The 17,137-nt window shown below is 34.9% G+C and carries 22 protein-coding genes; 19 read left to right on the top strand and 3 right to left on the bottom strand.

Translation table 11 applies throughout. The features are described from left to right. Window positions 1-53 precede the first annotated feature (53 nt). The 3 genes from OA85_RS13210 to OA85_RS13200 form a co-directional block, all read right to left on the bottom strand. Complete coding sequence (locus OA85_RS13210) at window positions 54-1,496, bottom strand: SusD/RagB family nutrient-binding outer membrane lipoprotein (RefSeq protein WP_039110228.1); 1,443 nt, start codon at window positions 1,494-1,496, stop codon at window positions 54-56. 3 nt (window positions 1,497-1,499) lie between these two features. Beyond that, complete coding sequence (locus OA85_RS13205; protein WP_039110227.1) at window positions 1,500-4,757, bottom strand: SusC/RagA family TonB-linked outer membrane protein; 3,258 nt, start codon at window positions 4,755-4,757, stop codon at window positions 1,500-1,502. A gap of 85 nt (window positions 4,758-4,842) precedes the next feature. Continuing rightward, on the bottom strand, window positions 4,843-6,552 hold the full coding sequence (locus OA85_RS13200; protein ID WP_039110226.1) for a membrane protein: 1,710 nt from the start codon (window positions 6,550-6,552) through the stop codon (window positions 4,843-4,845). 180 nt (window positions 6,553-6,732) lie between these two features. Here OA85_RS13200 and rpsL point away from each other — a divergent pair, with 180 nt between their 5' ends. From rpsL to rpsH, 19 genes are all read left to right on the top strand, one after another. Continuing rightward, window positions 6,733-7,116, top strand: a complete 384-nt coding sequence (gene rpsL / locus OA85_RS13195; protein WP_007136570.1) for a 30S ribosomal protein S12 — start codon at window positions 6,733-6,735, stop codon at window positions 7,114-7,116. Window positions 7,117-7,189: 73 nt separating this feature from the next. After that, window positions 7,190-7,666 (top strand): 30S ribosomal protein S7, encoded by a 477-nt coding sequence (gene rpsG, locus OA85_RS13190; protein ID WP_035668130.1) that lies wholly within the window; start codon window positions 7,190-7,192, stop codon window positions 7,664-7,666. A gap of 10 nt (window positions 7,667-7,676) precedes the next feature. Beyond that, window positions 7,677-9,833, top strand: a complete 2,157-nt coding sequence (fusA, locus tag OA85_RS13185) for an elongation factor G (protein ID WP_039110225.1) — start codon at window positions 7,677-7,679, stop codon at window positions 9,831-9,833. A gap of 11 nt (window positions 9,834-9,844) precedes the next feature. Beyond that, window positions 9,845-10,150 (top strand): 30S ribosomal protein S10, encoded by a 306-nt coding sequence (gene rpsJ, locus OA85_RS13180; RefSeq protein ID WP_011963470.1) that lies wholly within the window; start codon window positions 9,845-9,847, stop codon window positions 10,148-10,150. Window positions 10,151-10,304: 154 nt separating this feature from the next. Then, window positions 10,305-10,922 (top strand): 50S ribosomal protein L3, encoded by a 618-nt coding sequence (gene rplC, locus OA85_RS13175; RefSeq protein ID WP_039110224.1) that lies wholly within the window; start codon window positions 10,305-10,307, stop codon window positions 10,920-10,922. After that, window positions 10,922-11,551 carry a 50S ribosomal protein L4 gene (rplD, locus tag OA85_RS13170; protein WP_035668126.1) on the top strand — a complete coding sequence of 210 codons (630 nt, stop codon included), beginning with the start codon at window positions 10,922-10,924 and terminating at the stop codon, window positions 11,549-11,551. The genes rplC and rplD overlap by 1 nt, the downstream gene beginning before the upstream one ends. A 6-nt stretch (window positions 11,552-11,557) precedes the next feature. Next, window positions 11,558-11,848, top strand: coding sequence for a 50S ribosomal protein L23 (rplW, locus tag OA85_RS13165; RefSeq protein WP_035668124.1), 291 nt, complete (start codon window positions 11,558-11,560; stop codon window positions 11,846-11,848). A gap of 6 nt (window positions 11,849-11,854) precedes the next feature. Next, the gene (gene rplB / locus OA85_RS13160; RefSeq protein ID WP_035668122.1) at window positions 11,855-12,679 is read left to right on the top strand and encodes a 50S ribosomal protein L2; all 825 of its coding nucleotides are present in this window, start codon (window positions 11,855-11,857) and stop codon (window positions 12,677-12,679) included. Between the two features lie 6 nt (window positions 12,680-12,685). Further along, window positions 12,686-12,964, top strand: a complete 279-nt coding sequence (rpsS, locus tag OA85_RS13155) for a 30S ribosomal protein S19 (protein ID WP_007136562.1) — start codon at window positions 12,686-12,688, stop codon at window positions 12,962-12,964. Window positions 12,965-12,970: 6 nt separating this feature from the next. Then, the gene (rplV, locus tag OA85_RS13150; protein ID WP_035668120.1) at window positions 12,971-13,384 is read left to right on the top strand and encodes a 50S ribosomal protein L22; all 414 of its coding nucleotides are present in this window, start codon (window positions 12,971-12,973) and stop codon (window positions 13,382-13,384) included. 5 nt (window positions 13,385-13,389) lie between these two features. Further along, window positions 13,390-14,151, top strand: coding sequence for a 30S ribosomal protein S3 (gene rpsC / locus OA85_RS13145; protein ID WP_039110223.1), 762 nt, complete (start codon window positions 13,390-13,392; stop codon window positions 14,149-14,151). Between the two features lie 19 nt (window positions 14,152-14,170). Next, the gene (rplP, locus tag OA85_RS13140; protein ID WP_007803637.1) at window positions 14,171-14,596 is read left to right on the top strand and encodes a 50S ribosomal protein L16; all 426 of its coding nucleotides are present in this window, start codon (window positions 14,171-14,173) and stop codon (window positions 14,594-14,596) included. Between the two features lie 13 nt (window positions 14,597-14,609). Continuing rightward, on the top strand, window positions 14,610-14,801 hold the full coding sequence (rpmC, locus tag OA85_RS13135) for a 50S ribosomal protein L29 (protein ID WP_035668115.1): 192 nt from the start codon (window positions 14,610-14,612) through the stop codon (window positions 14,799-14,801). A 17-nt stretch (window positions 14,802-14,818) separates the two neighbouring features. Beyond that, complete coding sequence (rpsQ, locus tag OA85_RS13130) at window positions 14,819-15,079, top strand: 30S ribosomal protein S17 (protein WP_039110222.1); 261 nt, start codon at window positions 14,819-14,821, stop codon at window positions 15,077-15,079. 2 nt (window positions 15,080-15,081) lie between these two features. Next, window positions 15,082-15,450 (top strand): 50S ribosomal protein L14, encoded by a 369-nt coding sequence (rplN, locus tag OA85_RS13125; RefSeq protein ID WP_026717863.1) that lies wholly within the window; start codon window positions 15,082-15,084, stop codon window positions 15,448-15,450. Window positions 15,451-15,462: 12 nt separating this feature from the next. After that, window positions 15,463-15,777 carry a 50S ribosomal protein L24 gene (gene rplX / locus OA85_RS13120; RefSeq protein WP_035668111.1) on the top strand — a complete coding sequence of 105 codons (315 nt, stop codon included), beginning with the start codon at window positions 15,463-15,465 and terminating at the stop codon, window positions 15,775-15,777. Window positions 15,778-15,779: 2 nt separating this feature from the next. After that, window positions 15,780-16,331: a 50S ribosomal protein L5 gene (rplE, locus tag OA85_RS13115; RefSeq protein ID WP_035668110.1), complete on the top strand. Its 552-nt coding sequence runs from the start codon at window positions 15,780-15,782 to the stop codon at window positions 16,329-16,331. A 3-nt stretch (window positions 16,332-16,334) separates the two neighbouring features. After that, window positions 16,335-16,604, top strand: coding sequence for a 30S ribosomal protein S14 (rpsN, locus tag OA85_RS13110; RefSeq protein WP_007136553.1), 270 nt, complete (start codon window positions 16,335-16,337; stop codon window positions 16,602-16,604). Window positions 16,605-16,727: 123 nt separating this feature from the next. Then, on the top strand, window positions 16,728-17,126 hold the full coding sequence (gene rpsH / locus OA85_RS13105; protein WP_039110221.1) for a 30S ribosomal protein S8: 399 nt from the start codon (window positions 16,728-16,730) through the stop codon (window positions 17,124-17,126). Window positions 17,127-17,137: the final 11 nt, after the last annotated feature.

Raw genomic sequence — 17,137 nt, 5'->3', positions numbered from 1 at the left:
AAAAAAACCACCCCAAAAAATGGGATGGTTTTTTAAAATTATTTTGGGGGTAATTAGTGTTTATCCCAGAATATTTTCGTTGTTAATTTGTCTCCACCAATTGCAGTTGCAGCAGCAGTTACATTAGTTGCATTCAACGTTTGTTCTCTTGATGGATAAGAATATCTTACAGGAACGGTTGTTAAATTGTCGTAAGTAGTTGCAGGTGCAAGTAAAACTGGGAAATCAAGTCTTCTATAAGAAGTCCATGCTTCGAAACCTCTGTTGTATAAACCTAACCAAGCTTGTTCTCCAATACTTTTTTTCCAGTTTACAGCATCATATACTACATTAGCTTGAGCTAAATAAATAGCGATATCAGCATCAGCAACACCCCAATTTTGCATTGAAGCAGTAATTGCAGCATTATAATGTGCTGGAGCAGTCCCTACAGCAACACCTCTAGCAGCTGCTTCGGCTAATAAAAATTCAACCTCTGAATAATCAAATAAAGTACCAGGAAATTTTGGATCTGCAATTGTTGAGCTAATATGAGAAAAAGCTGCAAAATTGTTTGATGCTCCATAAATACCACCTGAATAAGCAGTAGCACCTGTTTTTAAATCAAAGTATTTTGCTCTTCTAGGATCAGATAAAGTATTCATTTTGTTAACAAGAGTGTTAGCAGGAACGAAATCATTTCTACCACTTACTACTAAATCTGCGTATAAAGGATTCGCATTTGGTTGCAAAGCTAAATAAACAAGATTTGTGTTGTCAGCGTTACTTGATATAAGACCTCCAGCAACAGCTGCAGATATTTGAGCGCTTGCGTAAGCAGCATCAACATCATGCATGTTAACTGCTAATCTTAATCTTAATGAATTAGCAAATTTTTTCCATTTTGCAGCATTACCACCATAAATTAAATCAGCTGAACCAAAACTTGTTGCTCCTGCAGTCAATAAACCAGAATCAGTAGTTAATCTAGTGATAAGGTCTTTATAGATAGTTTGTGCATCATCATACTTTGGTAATGGATGTGCTTCAATATCTAAAGCTTCTGAATAAGGTACATTTCCAAAAACATCTACTAACACACTATAGCTATAAGCTGTTAATATGTCCACAATTGCTTTTTTATTGTTTAAAATAGCAGTTTGTTCAGCTGAAACAGGCACTTCTGCATTAAGTAAGGTTTTAGCTTCTTTTAAATCTCTTAATACGTCTCTATAAAAAATCGTAAAATGATTGTCAGGAATTACTCTTGTAGTAATGTTATATTGACTTTCATCTGGATAAGTCGTTTCTGTCCATTGCTGAGCAAACATTCTGAAAACATTCCTGTTTACAGATGTACTTACCATTTGATCTACTAATGTTTTTTGAGCATTTGTAAACAAATACTCAGACTTAGTAGTCGTTGGGCTTTTTGTGTCTGCATTTAATCCTGTAATATCATCAGAGCATGATACAGACAGTGCCATAAATGCTATTAATAAAACTATCTTTTTCATAATTTAAAATTTAAATGTTACGTTACAACCAATATTTTTAGTTGTTGGCAATGATCCTATAGAATATCCAGAAGATAAAGCTGAAGAACTTAATCCGCTTTCTGGATCTGCATCTGGAAGATTTTTACTTATTATCCATAAGTTAGATCCTACAATGCTAAATGTCATTTCGTTAAGTTTCAATCTTGAAACAAGAGAAGATGGTAAAGAATAAGTAATGTTTACTTCTCTTAATTTTACGAATGATGCATCATATACAAATGCTTTGTTAGGAGCTCTTCTGTAACCAGAAATGTTACCATATTGATCAGGAGCTGGAGTTCTTGTAGTATTTACTGAACCATCAGCTTTAACCCCTGGTAAAATTACACCACCACCATTAGCGATTGTGTTTCTTACAGGATTTCCTAATTCGTTAAGTCCTGCAGACGCTTCATACAATCCAGTTGCTTGTCCGTAAGATTGATCTAAAGAGAATATATCTCCACCATGTTTCATGTCGATTAAGAAACCTAAAGATAAGCTTTTGTATGTAAATTTATTACGAACTCCGCCCATCCAGTCAGGATTAACATCGCCAATAACATTGTTTGTAGAAGCGTTAATTACATATCTACCATTTGCACCAACTACTTTTTGTCCGTTTAGGTAAGTAAAATCGGTTCCTTTAAGAACACCGTAAGGTTGTCCTACAGTTGCATTAAGAGTAACACCACCTTGGAAAGAGTTTAATTGTAAATTCTCAATTCCTTCAGCTAATTTTGTTACTGTATTTTTGTTTTTTGACCAGTTCACAAAAATATCCCATGCAAAATCTTTAGTTTTTATTGGAGTAACGTTGAATTGTACCTCAATACCTTTGTTTTCTACAGTAGCAGCGTTGATGTATCTTGCGCTGTTACCGGTTGCTGTAGAATAAGGAACTTGAAAAGCTTCTCCTTTATTTACGTTTTTGTATGCACTTACATCAAATCCTACTCTTCTGTCTAAAAACTGCATTTCTAAACCAACCTCTTGTGTGTTCGTTTTTACAGCTTGTAAATTAGGGTTGTTTTTTGTTGATGCAACAGAATATTGTTGATTTGTTCCAAATGGATCAGATTTTACATAAGTATCTACTAAAGATAAACCTGGAGTTCCTAATGGACTTTCAGAATATCCTGCTCTTACTTTACCAAAAGATAACCATGATTTGTCAATAGTTTTTGTGAATACATAACTTCCAGAAGCGGAGTATGATCCAATTGCATTACTTCCTGCTGGTAAGCTTGAAAATGCATCTCTTCTAGCAGTAGCGTCTAAGAATAAGAAATCTCTAAATCCAAAAGAGGTAGATGCGTAATAACTATTGATTCCAGAATTTACTTCTCCTTCTACAGGAAAAGGAACTGATGCTACTGAGTTTGATAAACTATATAATCCAGGAACAATAAGACCCCCTTGAGTTGAGTTTAATGTAGATATTACTCTTGTTCTTACCACTGTTCCACCGGCTACACCGTTGAAACTAAAATCTTCAGAAAAATTCTTTTTGAAAGTTAAGATGAAATCATAATTTTGCTCAGAGAAAGTTCTGTTGTATTTTTGATATCCAGATGTTTCATCCAGTCTATTGATACCAAATGCGCCAGCTACTGAACCTGTAGCTCTTCTTTCTTCGCGTAATTCGCTGTAAGAATCAGTAGATATTTTACCAGTTGCAGTCAACCAATCGTTTATTTTGTAATCTAATTTACTATACCCTGTAAAACGATTTCTTTCGTCAGATTGGTAGTTTTTGTTTCTAATAAAATATGGGTTATCCCAGTAAATTTGTGTTAAATTATCTGGGTCAGAATAGTTCCAGTTAATATTTTGTCCACCAGATCTCTCATAAACTTGTTTCAATTCTTGAACATCTACGTTAGTTTGCCACCATTGGCGGAAGTTAGACATGATGTTCTCATTGTAACCAGTAGAGTTTCTACCAACTGTTGTTTGAGCTAAATAATTAGCAAATGCACTGATAGATAGTTTGTCAGAAAATTTATGGTTAATTTTTACGCTTAAACTATTTTTCTTTAATTCACTGTTTGGTAGGATACCATTTTGTTTGTAATTGTTAAAATTAGCTACAAAATTTGTAGTTTCATTACCGTCTTCTAAGCTAATTGAGTTGCTTAAAGATAAAGGGGTTTCAAAAAAGGTAATCGGACCGTTTTTTGCAGCTTGCCATGGAGTCGCTTTTCCATAACTGTCTGAGTATGGTGTAAAAGCATTCCAGTTATAGACTAATTTGTTTGGGTCAAAAGGAGCACCATAAGAAGCATCTTCAGATGTAGGTACTACTAAATCATCTATACCATCACCGTTAACATCTCTTGATAAAAAGAATCCTGAAGCATCCTCATAGTAAGGACCGTATCCAGCTCCGTATTTGTTTTGATATTTAGGGAAAGTAGATTTATCAACGCTTCCAGTTACTAATTCACTAGAAATTGTGATGCCTAATCCTTTTTTAGATTTTCCTTTTTTAGTAGTAATCATAACTACACCATTTCCACCTAAATAACCATATAAAGCAGAAGCGGCAGCTCCTTTCAATACGTTAATAGATTCGATGTCATCAGGATTGATATCCATTGCTGCATTTCCATAGTCATATGTGTTTCCACCACCACCAGATTGGCTACCGGTACTGGAATTCACATTCGAGTTGTTAATTGGCATACCATCAATAACAATTAGCATTTCGTTATTTCCAGTTAAACTTTTAACCCCTCTAGAGATTATACTTGATGAACCACCAAAGTTGTTGTTTCTTTTGATAGAAACACCTGCTACTTTACCAGAAAGTTCATTGATGAAGTTTCCACTTCCTGCACCTGAAGTTAAATCAGCTGCTTTAATTTCCTGTGTAGCATAACCAAGAGATTTTTTTTCTCTTTTAATCCCCAAAGCTGTTACTACAACACCTTCAAGTTCTAATGCACCGCTTGCTAATTTTACATTAACTGTTGATGAACTAGCTGCTGCTTCTTGGCTTTTCATACCAATGTAGCTAAAAACCAAGACTTGACTTGGTGTTGCTTTGATAGAATATTTTCCATCAAAATCAGTTTGTGTTCCAGATTTAGTTCCTTTCACTAATACACTCACGCCTGGTAAAGGCAATCCTGCATTATCAGAAACGGTTCCTGAAACAGATCTTTCTTGCGCAAAAGTTAGTTGCGCCACAAGTACTACTAATAGTACTAAGAATCCATTGAACTTTAGTTTCATTTTTAAATATTTTGAATTAGTGAGACAAAAATCTTAATAATTTGTTAACTTTCCTAACATTTGAAATGATTTTTTATGCGCGCATTCAAAATTTAACATTATAACATATGTGAATAATAGTGTTATAAAAATTTATTTTTTGATTTTTTGTATTTCCATTTGCTAAAGCTAATTTTAGTAATCCGCTTTTTGTTTGCAGTCCCAGTCCTAGTCCTAGTCCTATAAGTTCAGTTTTTTGGTTGTTTTTGTAGGTTGAATTTTTGTCTTTATAGATAGCGTAATCTATGATGGAATGTAAGTATAAACTTGGGGAAACGATATGTCGATATTCTGTTAAAATAGATGTTAATAAATATCCTTGCAAACTGTTTTCTTCAAAACCTCTTATTGAATTAATGCCTCCAAAACGAAATAATTCGTTTATTATGTATTTATTGCTTTGTAAAAAATAATTCTGACTTTTTATGTTGATGTTGTTTTTTTTATTCAAATAGAAAGTATGAGAGGCTTCTAAATTTATAAAAAATTGTTTATTTGGTCCAATAGTTTCGGGTTGATTGTTTATTTGTCTTTTTCCGTTACCAATTGTTATTGATAATGCTGATTTTTTTGAAGAGATGGTGTTGTTGTAGTCATTTTTTGTGTATTCAAAATTTGTAGTCAAATAAGAATTTTTATAGTCGCTTAGTTGTTCACTGTTTGTGTTTTGTATGTCGCTGGATTCTGTTGATTGATATCCTAGATAAATTCTGGAGTTGTAATTGATCAAATATCCTAAATCAATGCCAGTTTTTGTGTTTTGGAAAGTGCTGTCTTGTTTGAAAATTGCAAGATTAGCTTTAATTCCTAGTGGACTTTTAAATAAATAGGGTATTTCTATATTAGTTTTAAAAGTTTTTTGCTTGTTTCCGTCACTTTTCCAGTAAATCGAAAACTCCTCTCCAGCGCCTAACATGTTTTCGAGTGCTATGTCTAAATAGCCATTAAATTTTATTTTTTTGTTATTGTTATTAGAAAAACCTATAAATCCATCAAAAGTATTTGATTTTCTTTTTTCAAGGTAGATGTAAATTTTAGTGGTGTCTTTGGTTAATAAAATCTCTGGATATTTAACTTGGCTTACAAATCTGAATTTCTCAAATTCATTATGGATTTCTTCAATGATGTTTTTGTTGAAAATTTTGTTGTTGTATTTGTGGTTAATTTGCTTAGCGTAACTTTTTGGGAAGTTGATTTTTTTGTCTTTTTCTGCGTATTTTATTTCGATTGAATTTATTTTCCTTTTTTTATCGGATATTAATTCTAAATCCGCATAAAGAGCTTTGCTTTTATTTTGGATATTAGTTAGTTTTAATTTTGCTAAAGCAAATCCGTTTTCTTCTAGCTTTTTTAGGGTGTTATTCAGGAAGATTTCTATTTCTTCGTATTTGAGGGTTATTGTGTCGGTAGTTTTGGTTGGGTTTAGTATGTCGTTTAATTGGTTATTTCTACCTATATATATATGTATGAATTTAATTTTGTTTCCCAGGCTTAATTTGGATAGATAAGTGGAGTCTTTAGTTTTAATGGTAGTGACGATTTTGTTTTCTATAAATCCTATTTTGGATAGTCTGTCTGATATTCGAGCTATTTCATCAGTAATGGATTTTGTGTTTTTATGATTTGAATTATAATTTAAGGAATCAACAGTTTTTGTTTCGGAGTCTGAGCTTCCGATTATATGTAGCTGAAAATTTTGAGCAAAACAATTTAGCCCGAAAAATAAAAGCAGAAAAGAAATTATATGAGGTTTCAAATGTGCGTAAGTTTTAATAAATGTAATGCAAATATCTATGGTTTGTAATAAAAATCAAATGACAAAATAATCTTATTGAAAATTAATGGTTTAACGTTTGTAGAGTGAAAAATATTTTCTACATTTGCAACCCCGTAAAAAGCGGGAATTTAATATAATAAGAAATTTTTAGTATTAATTATGCCAACAATTCAACAATTAGTAAGAACAGGAAGAACTCAGATAACTAAGAAGAGTAAATCGGTTGCTTTAGATTCTTGTCCTCAAAGAAGAGGGGTTTGTACGCGTGTTTACACTACAACACCAAAAAAACCAAACTCTGCAATGCGTAAAGTAGCGCGTGTACGTTTGACAAATGGTAATGAAGTGAATGCTTACATCCCTGGTGAAGGACACAATTTACAAGAGCACTCGATAGTATTAGTTAGGGGTGGAAGGGTAAAAGATTTACCAGGAGTTAGATATCACATCGTTCGTGGTGCGCTTGATACGTCAGGAGTAGCAGGAAGAACGCAAAGAAGATCTAAGTACGGAGCAAAACGCCCAAAAGAAGCAAAAAAGTAATTTAAAAAGTTATTTCCATAGGAATGTGATTAATCGCAATTGTATGGGTATGACATTTTATTAAAAAAAAGACATGAGAAAAAGAGCGGCAAAGAAAAGACCACTTTTACCAGATCCAAGGTTTAATGACCAACTGGTAACACGTTTTGTGAACAACTTAATGTGGGATGGAAAAAAATCGACAGCGTTTAAAGTATTTTATGATGCAATTGACATCATTGAGTCTAAAAAACAAGATGCAGAGAAACCATCATTAGAAATTTGGAAAGATGCGTTAACTAATGTTATGCCTCACGTAGAAGTACGTAGTCGTAGAGTTGGTGGAGCTACATTTCAGATTCCAATGCAAATTCGTCCGGATAGAAAAATTTCTATGGCAATGAAGTGGTTGATACTTTATTCTAGAAGAAGAAATGAAAAATCTATGGCTCAGCGTTTGGCTTCAGAGTGTTTAGCTGCGGCTAAAGAAGAAGGAGCAGCTGTTAAGAAAAGAATGGATACTCACAAAATGGCAGAGGCTAACAAAGCATTCTCTCACTTTAGATTTTAATTCTTAAGAAATGGCTAGAGATCTTAAATATACAAGAAATATAGGAATTGCTGCTCACATTGATGCTGGTAAAACAACAACAACGGAGCGTATATTATTCTATACAGGAAAATCACACAAAATTGGTGAAGTGCACGATGGTGCTGCAACAATGGACTGGATGGCACAAGAGCAAGAAAGAGGTATCACAATTACTTCTGCGGCTACAACTTGTGAATGGAATTTTCCAACTACACAAGGTAAAGTATTACCTGAAACATTGCCTTATCACTTCAATATTATTGATACCCCAGGACACGTTGACTTTACAGTTGAAGTAAACCGTTCTTTGCGTGTACTTGATGGGTTGGTTTTCTTATTTAGTGCGGTTGATGGTGTAGAGCCACAATCGGAAACTAACTGGAGATTAGCAGATCAGTATCATGTACCGCGTATTGGTTTTGTTAATAAAATGGACAGACAAGGATCTAACTTTTTGATGGTATGTCAACAAGTAAGAGATATGTTAAAATCTAATGCGGTTGCAATCACTTTGCCAATTGGTGAAGAAAATGATTTCAAAGGTGTTGTGGATTTGGTTAAAAATCAAGCTATAGTATGGCATGAAGAAGGTTTAGGGGCGACTTATGATATTGTGCCTATTCCGGAAGATATGCTTGAAGAAGTAAAAGAGTACAGATCGATTCTTATTGAAGCAGTAGCTGATTATGATGAGACTTTGCTTGAAAAATTCATGGAAGATGAAAACTCTATTACAGAGGAGGAAATCAACATTGCATTAAGAGCAGCTGTAATGGATATGGCTATCATTCCGATGATCGCTGGTTCTTCTTTTAAAAATAAAGGAGTTCAATTCATGCTTGATGCAGTATGTAAATATTTGCCATCTCCAATGGATAAAGCTGGTATCGAAGGAATTCACCCTGATGATGCTGATTTATTAGAAGAAGATCAAACTAAAATATTGCGTAAGCCAGATGTTAAAGAGCCATTCGCTGCTTTAGCGTTTAAAATTGCTACTGATCCATTCGTAGGTCGTTTAGCATTTTTCCGTGCTTATTCAGGTCGTTTGGACGCAGGTTCTTACGTTTTGAATACACGTTCTGGGAACAAAGAAAGAATTTCTCGTATCTACCAAATGCATGCTAACAAGCAAAATCCAATCGAATATATCGAAGCGGGTGATATTGGAGCGGCAGTTGGATTTAAAGATATTAAAACTGGAGATACTTTGTGTGATGAAAAGCACCCAATTATCTTAGAAAGTATGAAATTCCCAGCGCCAGTAATTGGTATTGCAATTGAGCCTAAAACTAAGGCTGATGTAGATAAAATGGGTATGGCTTTGGCTAAATTAGCTGAAGAAGATCCTACTTTTACAGTTAGAACAGATGAGGCTTCGGGTCAAACTATTATCTCGGGTATGGGTGAGCTTCACTTAGATATCTTAGTTGATAGAATGAGACGTGAATTCAAAGTTGAAGTAAACCAAGGTGAGCCTCAAGTTGAATACAAAGAAGCTTTTACTAAGAAAGCACAACATAGAGAAACATACAAGAAACAATCTGGAGGTCGTGGTAAATTCGGTGATATCGTATTTATACTTGAGCCAGCAGATGAAGTTGATGGTAAAGCTCCAGTTGGATTGCAGTTTGTAAATGCAGTAAAAGGTGGTAACGTTCCTAAAGAATATATTCCATCAGTTGAAAAAGGTTTTAGAGAAGCTATGAAAACTGGTCCTTTAGCAGGGTATCAAGTAGATAGTTTGAAAGTAACTTTATTAGACGGATCTTTCCACCCGGTGGATTCTGATGCACTTTCTTTTGAACTTGCAGCAAGAATGGGGTATAGAGAGGTTGCTAAAGCAGCTGGTGCTGTTATATTAGAGCCAATCATGAAAATGGAAGTGATTACACCAGAAGAAAACATGGGAGATATCGTAGGTGATATCAACCGTCGTAGAGGTCAGGTGAATGATATGGGTGATAGAGCTGGTGCAAAAACTATCAAAGCAGATGTGCCATTATCTGAAATGTTTGGATACGTTACTACGTTAAGAACACTTTCATCTGGTAGAGCAACATCTACTATGGAATTTTCACACTACTCTGAAACGCCTTCTAATATTTCAGAAGCAGTTATCAAAAAAGCAAAAGGAAACGCATAATCTTTAAGAAAATGAGTCAAAAAATCAGAATAAAATTAAAATCTTACGATCATATGTTGGTAGACAAGTCTGCTGAGAAGATTGTAAAAACGGTAAAAAGTACCGGTGCAGTTGTTACAGGACCAATTCCATTGCCAACTCACAAAAAACTTTTTACAGTTCTACGTTCTCCACACGTTAACAAAAAAGCGAGAGAACAATTTGAAGTAATGTCATACAAGAGATTGATTGATATTTATTCATCTTCATCTAAAACTATTGATGCTTTAATGAAACTTGAATTGCCAAGTGGAGTTGAAGTGGAAATCAAAGTTTAAGTACTTTTAGAGTAAAAAGGAACGCTGTTTTTAAGCGAAAAATATTTTTTTGGTTTGTGTGTAAATAAGTTATACTTTTGCACCACTTTAAAAAATAGGATTCGGTTAAAAGCTGCGTTCTATATTTATATTTAATAATTAATAATTAATAATTATGTCTGGGTTAATTGGTAAAAAAATCGGCATGACTAGCATTTTCGACGAGAACGGGAAAAATATTCCTTGTACAGTAATCGAAGCTGGACCATGTGTTGTTACCCAAGTCAGAACCAAAGGTGTTGACGGGTACGAAGCGTTGCAACTTGGTTTCGATGACAAAAACGAGAAACATTCCACAAAAGCGGCTTTAGGTCACTTTAAAAAAGCGGGAACTGTAGCTAAGAAAAAAGTCGTTGAATTCCGAGATTTCGCAACTGAACAAAATTTAGGAGATCTTATTGATGTTTCTATTTTTCAAGAAGGAGAATTTGTAGATGTACAAGGTGTATCTAAAGGTAAAGGTTTTCAAGGGGTTGTTAAACGTCACGGTTTTGGTGGTGTTGGTCAAGCAACTCACGGTCAACACAACCGTTTAAGAGCGCCAGGTTCTGTGGGGGCTTCTTCTTATCCATCTAGAGTATTCAAAGGAATGCGTATGGCTGGACGTATGGGAGGAGACAATGTAAAAGTTCAAAACCTTAGAGTTTTAAAAGTAGTGGCTGAAAAGAACCTACTTGTTATTAAAGGATGTGTTCCTGGATGTAACAACTCTTATGTAATCATTCAGAAGTAATGGAAGCAAAAGTATTAGATTTCAACGGAAAAGATACTGGAAGAAAAGTTCAACTTTCTGATTCAGTATTTGGTATAGAACCAAACAATCACGCAGTATACCTTGATGTTAAGCAATATCTTGCTAATCAAAGACAAGGGACGCACAAAGCTAAAGAAAGAGCTGAAGTTGCGGGTAGTACTCGTAAGATTAAAAAGCAAAAAGGAACTGGTACTGCTCGTGCGGGTAGTGCAAAGAATCCATTGTTTAAAGGTGGTGGAACAGTTTTCGGACCAAGACCAAGAAGTTATTCATTTAAATTGAATAAAAGCTTGAAACGTTTGGCTAGAAAATCTGCTTTCTCAATTAAAGCAAAAGAGTCGAACATTATCGTTCTTGAAGACTTTAATTTTGAAACACCAAACACTAAAAATTTCATCAACGTTTTGAAAGCTTTAGAGTTAGAGAATAAAAAATCCCTGTTTGTGTTGGGTGATACGAATAAAAATGTATATTTGTCGTCACGCAATTTAAAAGGCTCTAGCGTAGTAAGTAGCTTAGAATTAAGTACTTACGCTATATTAAACGCTAATAATTTAGTGCTTTTAGAGAGTTCTTTGGAGATAATTGAAGAAAATTTAAGTAAATAATAGGATATGAGCATCATAATTAAGCCTATAGTAACGGAAAAAGTAACCAAAGAAAGTGAAGTTTTAAACCGCTTCGGATTCGTTGTTGACAAAAAAGCAAATAAAGTGCAAATTAAGAAAGCTGTTGAAGCTGCTTATGGAGTGACTATTTTGAGTGTTAACACGATGAACGTAAGACCGGATAGAACTACTAAATACACTAAAAGTGGTTTAATCAGTGGAAAGACTAATGCAATTAAAAAAGCAATTGTTCAAGTACAAGAAGGAGAAACAATTGATTTTTACAACAATATCTAAGATAAAATGTCAGTAAGAAAATTAAAACCTATTACCCCAGGTCAGCGATTTAGAGTTGTGAATGGTTATGACGCCATTACAACTGATAAGCCGGAACGCTCTTTGATAGCGCCGATAAAAAACTCTGGTGGTAGAAATAGTCAAGGAAAGATGACCATGCGTTATACGGGTGGTGGTCACAAGCAGAGATATCGTATCATTGATTTTAAACGTACAAAAGAAGGAATTCCTGCTACGGTTAAATCAATTGAATATGATCCAAATCGTACTGCATTTATCGCTTTGTTGGCGTATGCTGATGGAGAGAAAACGTATGTTATTGCTCAAAACGGATTGAAAGTTGGTCAGAAATTAGTTTCTGGTCCAGAATCTCAACCTGAGATTGGTAATACTTTACCTTTAAGTAGAGTTCCACTTGGAACTGTAATTTCTTGTATCGAATTGAGACCAGGACAAGGGGCTGTAATCGCTCGTTCTGCTGGAACATTTGCTCAATTAATGGCAAGAGATGGAAAATATGCGACAATTAAAATGCCTTCTGGAGAAACAAGATTAATCTTGTTGACTTGTTCGGCTACAATTGGAGCGGTTTCTAATTCAGATCACCAATTAGTTGTATCAGGAAAAGCTGGTAGAACAAGATGGTTAGGAAGAAGACCTAGAACAAGACCTGTTGCAATGAACCCTGTCGATCACCCAATGGGTGGTGGTGAAGGACGTTCTTCTGGTGGACATCCACGTTCAAGAAATGGAATACCAGCTAAAGGTTATAGAACTCGTTCTAAGAAAAACCCGAGTAACAAGTATATCGTAGAACGTAGAAAGAAATAATAAGATATGGCACGTTCATTAAAAAAAGGACCTTTCGTTCATTATAAGTTAGACAAGAAAGTTCAAGAAAACATTGCAGGTGGGAATAAAGGAGTTGTTAAGACATGGTCTAGAGCTTCTATGATTACTCCAGACTTTGTTGGGCAAACTATCGCAGTTCATAACGGTCGTCAATTTGTACCAGTTTACGTAACAGAAAACATGGTAGGTCACAAATTAGGAGAATTTTCACCAACTAGATCTTTTAGAGGTCATGCTGGAGCAAAAAATAAAGGTAAAAAATAAGAAGCAATGGGAGTTCGTAAAAGAGAAACAGCAGATGCAAGAAAAGAGGCTAACAAGTCATTGGCTTTTGCAAAGTTAAATAACTGCCCTACTTCACCTAGAAAAATGCGCTTAGTAGCAGATCTAGTAAGAGGTCAGAAGGTAGAAAGAGCACTTAACATCTTAAGATTCAGTTCTAAAGAAGCTTCAAGAAAATTAGAAAAATTGGTTTTATCTGTAATTGCCAACTGGCAAGCTAAAAACCCTGAAGCTAATATGGAAGAAGCTGGTTTATTTGTTAAGGAAATCCGTGTAGATGGTGGTATGATGTTGAAAAGACTTCGTCCAGCTCCACAAGGAAGAGCACACAGAATAAGAAAACGTTCTAACCACGTAACAATCGTGCTTGGAGCTATCAATAACACACAAAGCAATTCTTAAGCAGCATGGGACAAAAGACAAATCCAATTGGAAATAGACTTGGTATCATCAGAGGATGGGACTCAAACTGGTATGGTGGAAATGATTACGGTGATAAACTTGCCGAAGATCACAAAATCAGAAAGTATATCCACGCTCGTTTATCAAAAGCTAGTGTATCAAAAGTAATCATCGAGAGAACTTTGAAACTTGTAACCGTTACTATCACTACTGCAAGACCTGGTATTATTATTGGGAAAGGTGGACAAGAGGTAGACAAGTTGAAAGAAGAACTTAAGAAAATTACTGACAAAGAGGTTCAAATCAACATCTTTGAAATTAAAAGACCTGAACTTGACGCGTATCTAGTTGCTACAAGCATCTGTCGTCAAATCGAAAGCAGAATTTCTTACAGACGTGCAATCAAAATGGCTATTGCTGCTTCTATGCGTATGAACGCTGAAGGTATCAAAGTTTTGATTTCTGGTCGTTTGAATGGTGCAGAGATGGCTCGTTCAGAAGGTTTCAAAGAAGGTAGAATTCCTCTATCAACTTTCAGAGCTGACATTGATTATGCTTTGGCTGAAGCTCATACTACTTATGGTAGAATGGGAATCAAAGTATGGATCATGAAAGGTGAAGTTTATGGAAAGAGAGATCTTTCCCCGCTTGCAGGAATGGATAAAAAACAATCCGGAACTGGTGGTGGTAAAGGTGGCGATTCTCCTAGAGGAGATAGAAAACCTTTTAATAAAGGTGGAAAACCAGACGCTCGTAAAAGAAAGTAAATTTTTAAACTAAAGAAAAATGTTACAGCCTAAAAGAACAAAATACCGTAAGGTACAAAAGGGTAAAATGAAAGGAAATTCTCAAAGAGGACATGAACTTTCTAATGGAATGTTTGGTATTAAATCTGTACATGAAGATGGAATGTTCTTAACCTCTCGTCAAATCGAAGCTGCACGTATTGCTGCAACTCGTTTTATGAAAAGAGAAGGACAATTATGGATCAAAATATTTCCAGACAAACCTATCACTAAGAAACCTCTTGAGGTACGTATGGGTAAAGGTAAAGGTGCCGTTGAATATTGGGCAGCTGTTGTTAAACCCGGAAGAATTATGTTTGAAGTTGGAGGAGTACCTTTGTCAGTTGCAAAAGAGGCGTTACGTCTTGCAGCTCAAAAGCTTCCAGTAAAAACTAAATTCGTCGTTGCTAGAGATTTCGAAGCATAATTTATATTATATTATGAAACAATCAGAAATAAAAGATCTTTCTGCAGCGGAGTTGCAAGAAAAACTTAGCCAGACTAAGAAGGCATATGCCGACCTAAAAATGGCTCACGCTATTTCTCCAATTGAGAACCCACTTCAAATTAGAAGTGTAAGAAGAACAGTTGCAAGATTAGCTACGGAACTTACTAAAAGAGAGTTGCAATAATTGTAATCTGCTGAAAGATGGAAGAAAAAAGAAATTTAAGAAAAGAAAGAGTTGGTGTTGTTACTTCGGACAAAATGGATAAATCTATTGTTGTTGCTGAAGTGCGTAAAGTTAAACACCCATTATACGGTAAGTTCGTGTTGAAAACTAAAAAGTATCACGCACACGACGAAAAGAACGACTGCAACATTGGAGATACTGTAAGGATTAGCGAAACGCGTCCTATGAGTAAAACAAAATGTTGGAGGTTAGTTGAAATCCTAGAAAGAGCTAAATAATTATGGTACAACAAGAATCAAGACTAAAAGTAGCAGATAACACTGGAGCAAAGGAAGTTTTAACTATCCGTGTTTTAGGAGGTACCAAAAGAAGGTATGCCTCTGTTGGTGACAAGATTGTAGTTTCTATCAAAGATACTGCTCCTAACGGAAGCGTTAAAAAAGGAGCTGTTTCAACTGCAGTTGTTGTACGTACCAAAAAAGAAGTAAGAAGAGCCGATGGTTCATACATTAGATTTGATGACAACGCATGTGTGTTATTGAATGCTGCTGGTGAAATGAGAGGAACTCGTGTTTTTGGTCCGGTAGCAAGAGAACTTCGTGAAAAACAATTCATGAAAATTGTATCATTAGCACCAGAAGTGCTTTAATTCGTTTTTAAGATGATAAAGCTAAAAATAAAATCAGGTGACATTGTAAGAGTAATTGCTGGAGACCATAAAGGTGCTGAAGGTAAAGTATTACGTGTGTACCGTGAGAAAAACAAAGCGATTGTTGAAGGTGTAAACATGGTTTCAAAACATACGAAACCTAGTGCAAAAAGCCCTCAAGGTGGTATCGTAAAGAAAGAAGCTTCTATACAAATATCTAATATTTCTTTAATTGATCCTAAAACTAAGGAAACAACTAGAGTTGGTATTAGAGTAGAAGGAGATAAGAAAGTAAGATTTTCAAAAAAATCTAATCAAGTACTATAGTAATGGCGTATATACCTAGACTAAAAGAAGAATATAAGAGCAGAGTAATTGCTGCTCTTAAAGAGGAATTCGGATACGTAAACGTAATGCAAGTTCCAAAATTGGAAAAAATCGTTTTAAGTAAAGGAGTTGGTGCAGCTGTATCTGATAAAAAACTAATTGACTATGCAGTTGATGAGTTAACAAAGATCACTGGACAGAAAGCAGTATCTACAATTTCAAAGAAAGACGTTGCGTCATTCAAATTGAGAAAAGGGATGCCTATTGGAGCAAAAGTTACTTTGCGTGGAGAAAAAATGTATGAGTTTTTAGATAGACTTATTACTTCAGCTTTGCCACGTGTAAGAGATTTCAGTGGTATTAAAGCTACTGGTTTTGACGGAAGAGGAAATTACAACCTTGGAGTTTTGGAGCAAATCATTTTCCCGGAAATTGATATTGACAAAGTAAACAAAATTTCAGGAATGGATATCTCTTTTGTAACTAGTGCAAAAACAGATAAAGAAGCAAAGTCTCTATTGACAGAATTAGGATTACCTTTTAAAAAGAATTAAGACATGGCTAAAGAATCAATGAAAGCCCGCGAGGTTAAGAGAGAAAAAACAGTAGCTAAGTATGCTGAGAAAAGAAAAGCTTTGTTAGAAGCTGGAGATTTCGTAGGTTTGCAAAAGTTACCTAAAAATGCTTCACCAGTTCGTTTGCACAATCGTTGTAAATTAACAGGTAGGCCAAGAGGGTATATGCGTCAATTCGGTCTTTCACGTGTTACATTTCGTGAAATGGCAAATAACGGATTGATACCTGGTGTTAAAAAAGCATCTTGGTAAGACGTAATTTATTGCGTCCTGATACAGACTTAACTTACGTTTTGTCTGTATCATAAACATTTATAAATTGGTTTCAGGTTCGGCAAATAGTTTGTTGAAAACCAAAACCGCAAATTAATACACATGTATACAGATCCTATTGCAGATTACTTGACAAGAGTTCGTAACGCTGTGGCTGCAAACCACAAAGTTGTTGAAATTCCTGCATCTAATCTAAAAAAAGAAATAACTAAGATCTTATTTGATCAAGGTTATATCTTGAGTTACAAATTTGAAGACAACGCTGTACAGGGTTCAATCAAAATTGCTTTGAAGTATGATAAAGATACTAAAGAGTCCGTAATTAAAGATATCCAAAGAATTAGTAAACCAGGTTTACGTAAGTATTCAGGTTCTTCATCTATTCCAAGAATCCTTAACGGATTAGGAATTGCTATTGTTTCTACATCAAAAGGTTTGATGACAGGAAAGAAAGCCAGACAGTTAAATGTTGGTGGTGAAGTAATTTGTTACGTTTACTAATCATTAAAATA

This window comes from Flavobacterium sp. AED (genome assembly GCF_000812945.1).
In the GTDB taxonomy this organism is placed as follows: domain Bacteria; phylum Bacteroidota; class Bacteroidia; order Flavobacteriales; family Flavobacteriaceae; genus Flavobacterium.
Note: the sequence above shows the minus strand (reverse complement) of the source record. Positions and strands in the feature narration are given on the sequence as shown.

Bases quoted from the DNA above. Each gene is read 5' to 3' on its own strand.
- OA85_RS13210 (WP_039110228.1), bottom strand. From the start codon at position 1,496: ATGAAAAAGATAGTTTTATTAATAGCATTTATGGCACTGTCTGTATCA.
- rpsS (WP_007136562.1), top strand. From the start codon at position 12,686: ATGGCACGTTCATTAAAAAAAGGACCTTTCGTTCATTATAAGTTAGAC.
- rplD (WP_035668126.1), top strand. From the start codon at position 10,922: ATGGAAGCAAAAGTATTAGATTTCAACGGAAAAGATACTGGAAGAAAA.
- rpsN (WP_007136553.1), top strand. From the start codon at position 16,335: ATGGCTAAAGAATCAATGAAAGCCCGCGAGGTTAAGAGAGAAAAAACA.
- rplV (WP_035668120.1), top strand. From the start codon at position 12,971: ATGGGAGTTCGTAAAAGAGAAACAGCAGATGCAAGAAAAGAGGCTAAC.
- rplC (WP_039110224.1), top strand. From the start codon at position 10,305: ATGTCTGGGTTAATTGGTAAAAAAATCGGCATGACTAGCATTTTCGAC.
- rplE (WP_035668110.1), top strand. From the start codon at position 15,780: ATGGCGTATATACCTAGACTAAAAGAAGAATATAAGAGCAGAGTAATT.
- rplP (WP_007803637.1), top strand. From the start codon at position 14,171: ATGTTACAGCCTAAAAGAACAAAATACCGTAAGGTACAAAAGGGTAAA.
- rpsL (WP_007136570.1), top strand. From the start codon at position 6,733: ATGCCAACAATTCAACAATTAGTAAGAACAGGAAGAACTCAGATAACT.
- fusA (WP_039110225.1), top strand. From the start codon at position 7,677: ATGGCTAGAGATCTTAAATATACAAGAAATATAGGAATTGCTGCTCAC.
- rplX (WP_035668111.1), top strand. From the start codon at position 15,463: ATGATAAAGCTAAAAATAAAATCAGGTGACATTGTAAGAGTAATTGCT.
- OA85_RS13205 (WP_039110227.1), bottom strand. From the start codon at position 4,757: ATGAAACTAAAGTTCAATGGATTCTTAGTACTATTAGTAGTACTTGTG.
- rpsG (WP_035668130.1), top strand. From the start codon at position 7,190: ATGAGAAAAAGAGCGGCAAAGAAAAGACCACTTTTACCAGATCCAAGG.
- rpmC (WP_035668115.1), top strand. From the start codon at position 14,610: ATGAAACAATCAGAAATAAAAGATCTTTCTGCAGCGGAGTTGCAAGAA.
- rpsH (WP_039110221.1), top strand. From the start codon at position 16,728: ATGTATACAGATCCTATTGCAGATTACTTGACAAGAGTTCGTAACGCT.
- rpsQ (WP_039110222.1), top strand. From the start codon at position 14,819: ATGGAAGAAAAAAGAAATTTAAGAAAAGAAAGAGTTGGTGTTGTTACT.
- rplN (WP_026717863.1), top strand. From the start codon at position 15,082: ATGGTACAACAAGAATCAAGACTAAAAGTAGCAGATAACACTGGAGCA.
- rpsC (WP_039110223.1), top strand. From the start codon at position 13,390: ATGGGACAAAAGACAAATCCAATTGGAAATAGACTTGGTATCATCAGA.
- rplW (WP_035668124.1), top strand. From the start codon at position 11,558: ATGAGCATCATAATTAAGCCTATAGTAACGGAAAAAGTAACCAAAGAA.
- rpsJ (WP_011963470.1), top strand. From the start codon at position 9,845: ATGAGTCAAAAAATCAGAATAAAATTAAAATCTTACGATCATATGTTG.
- rplB (WP_035668122.1), top strand. From the start codon at position 11,855: ATGTCAGTAAGAAAATTAAAACCTATTACCCCAGGTCAGCGATTTAGA.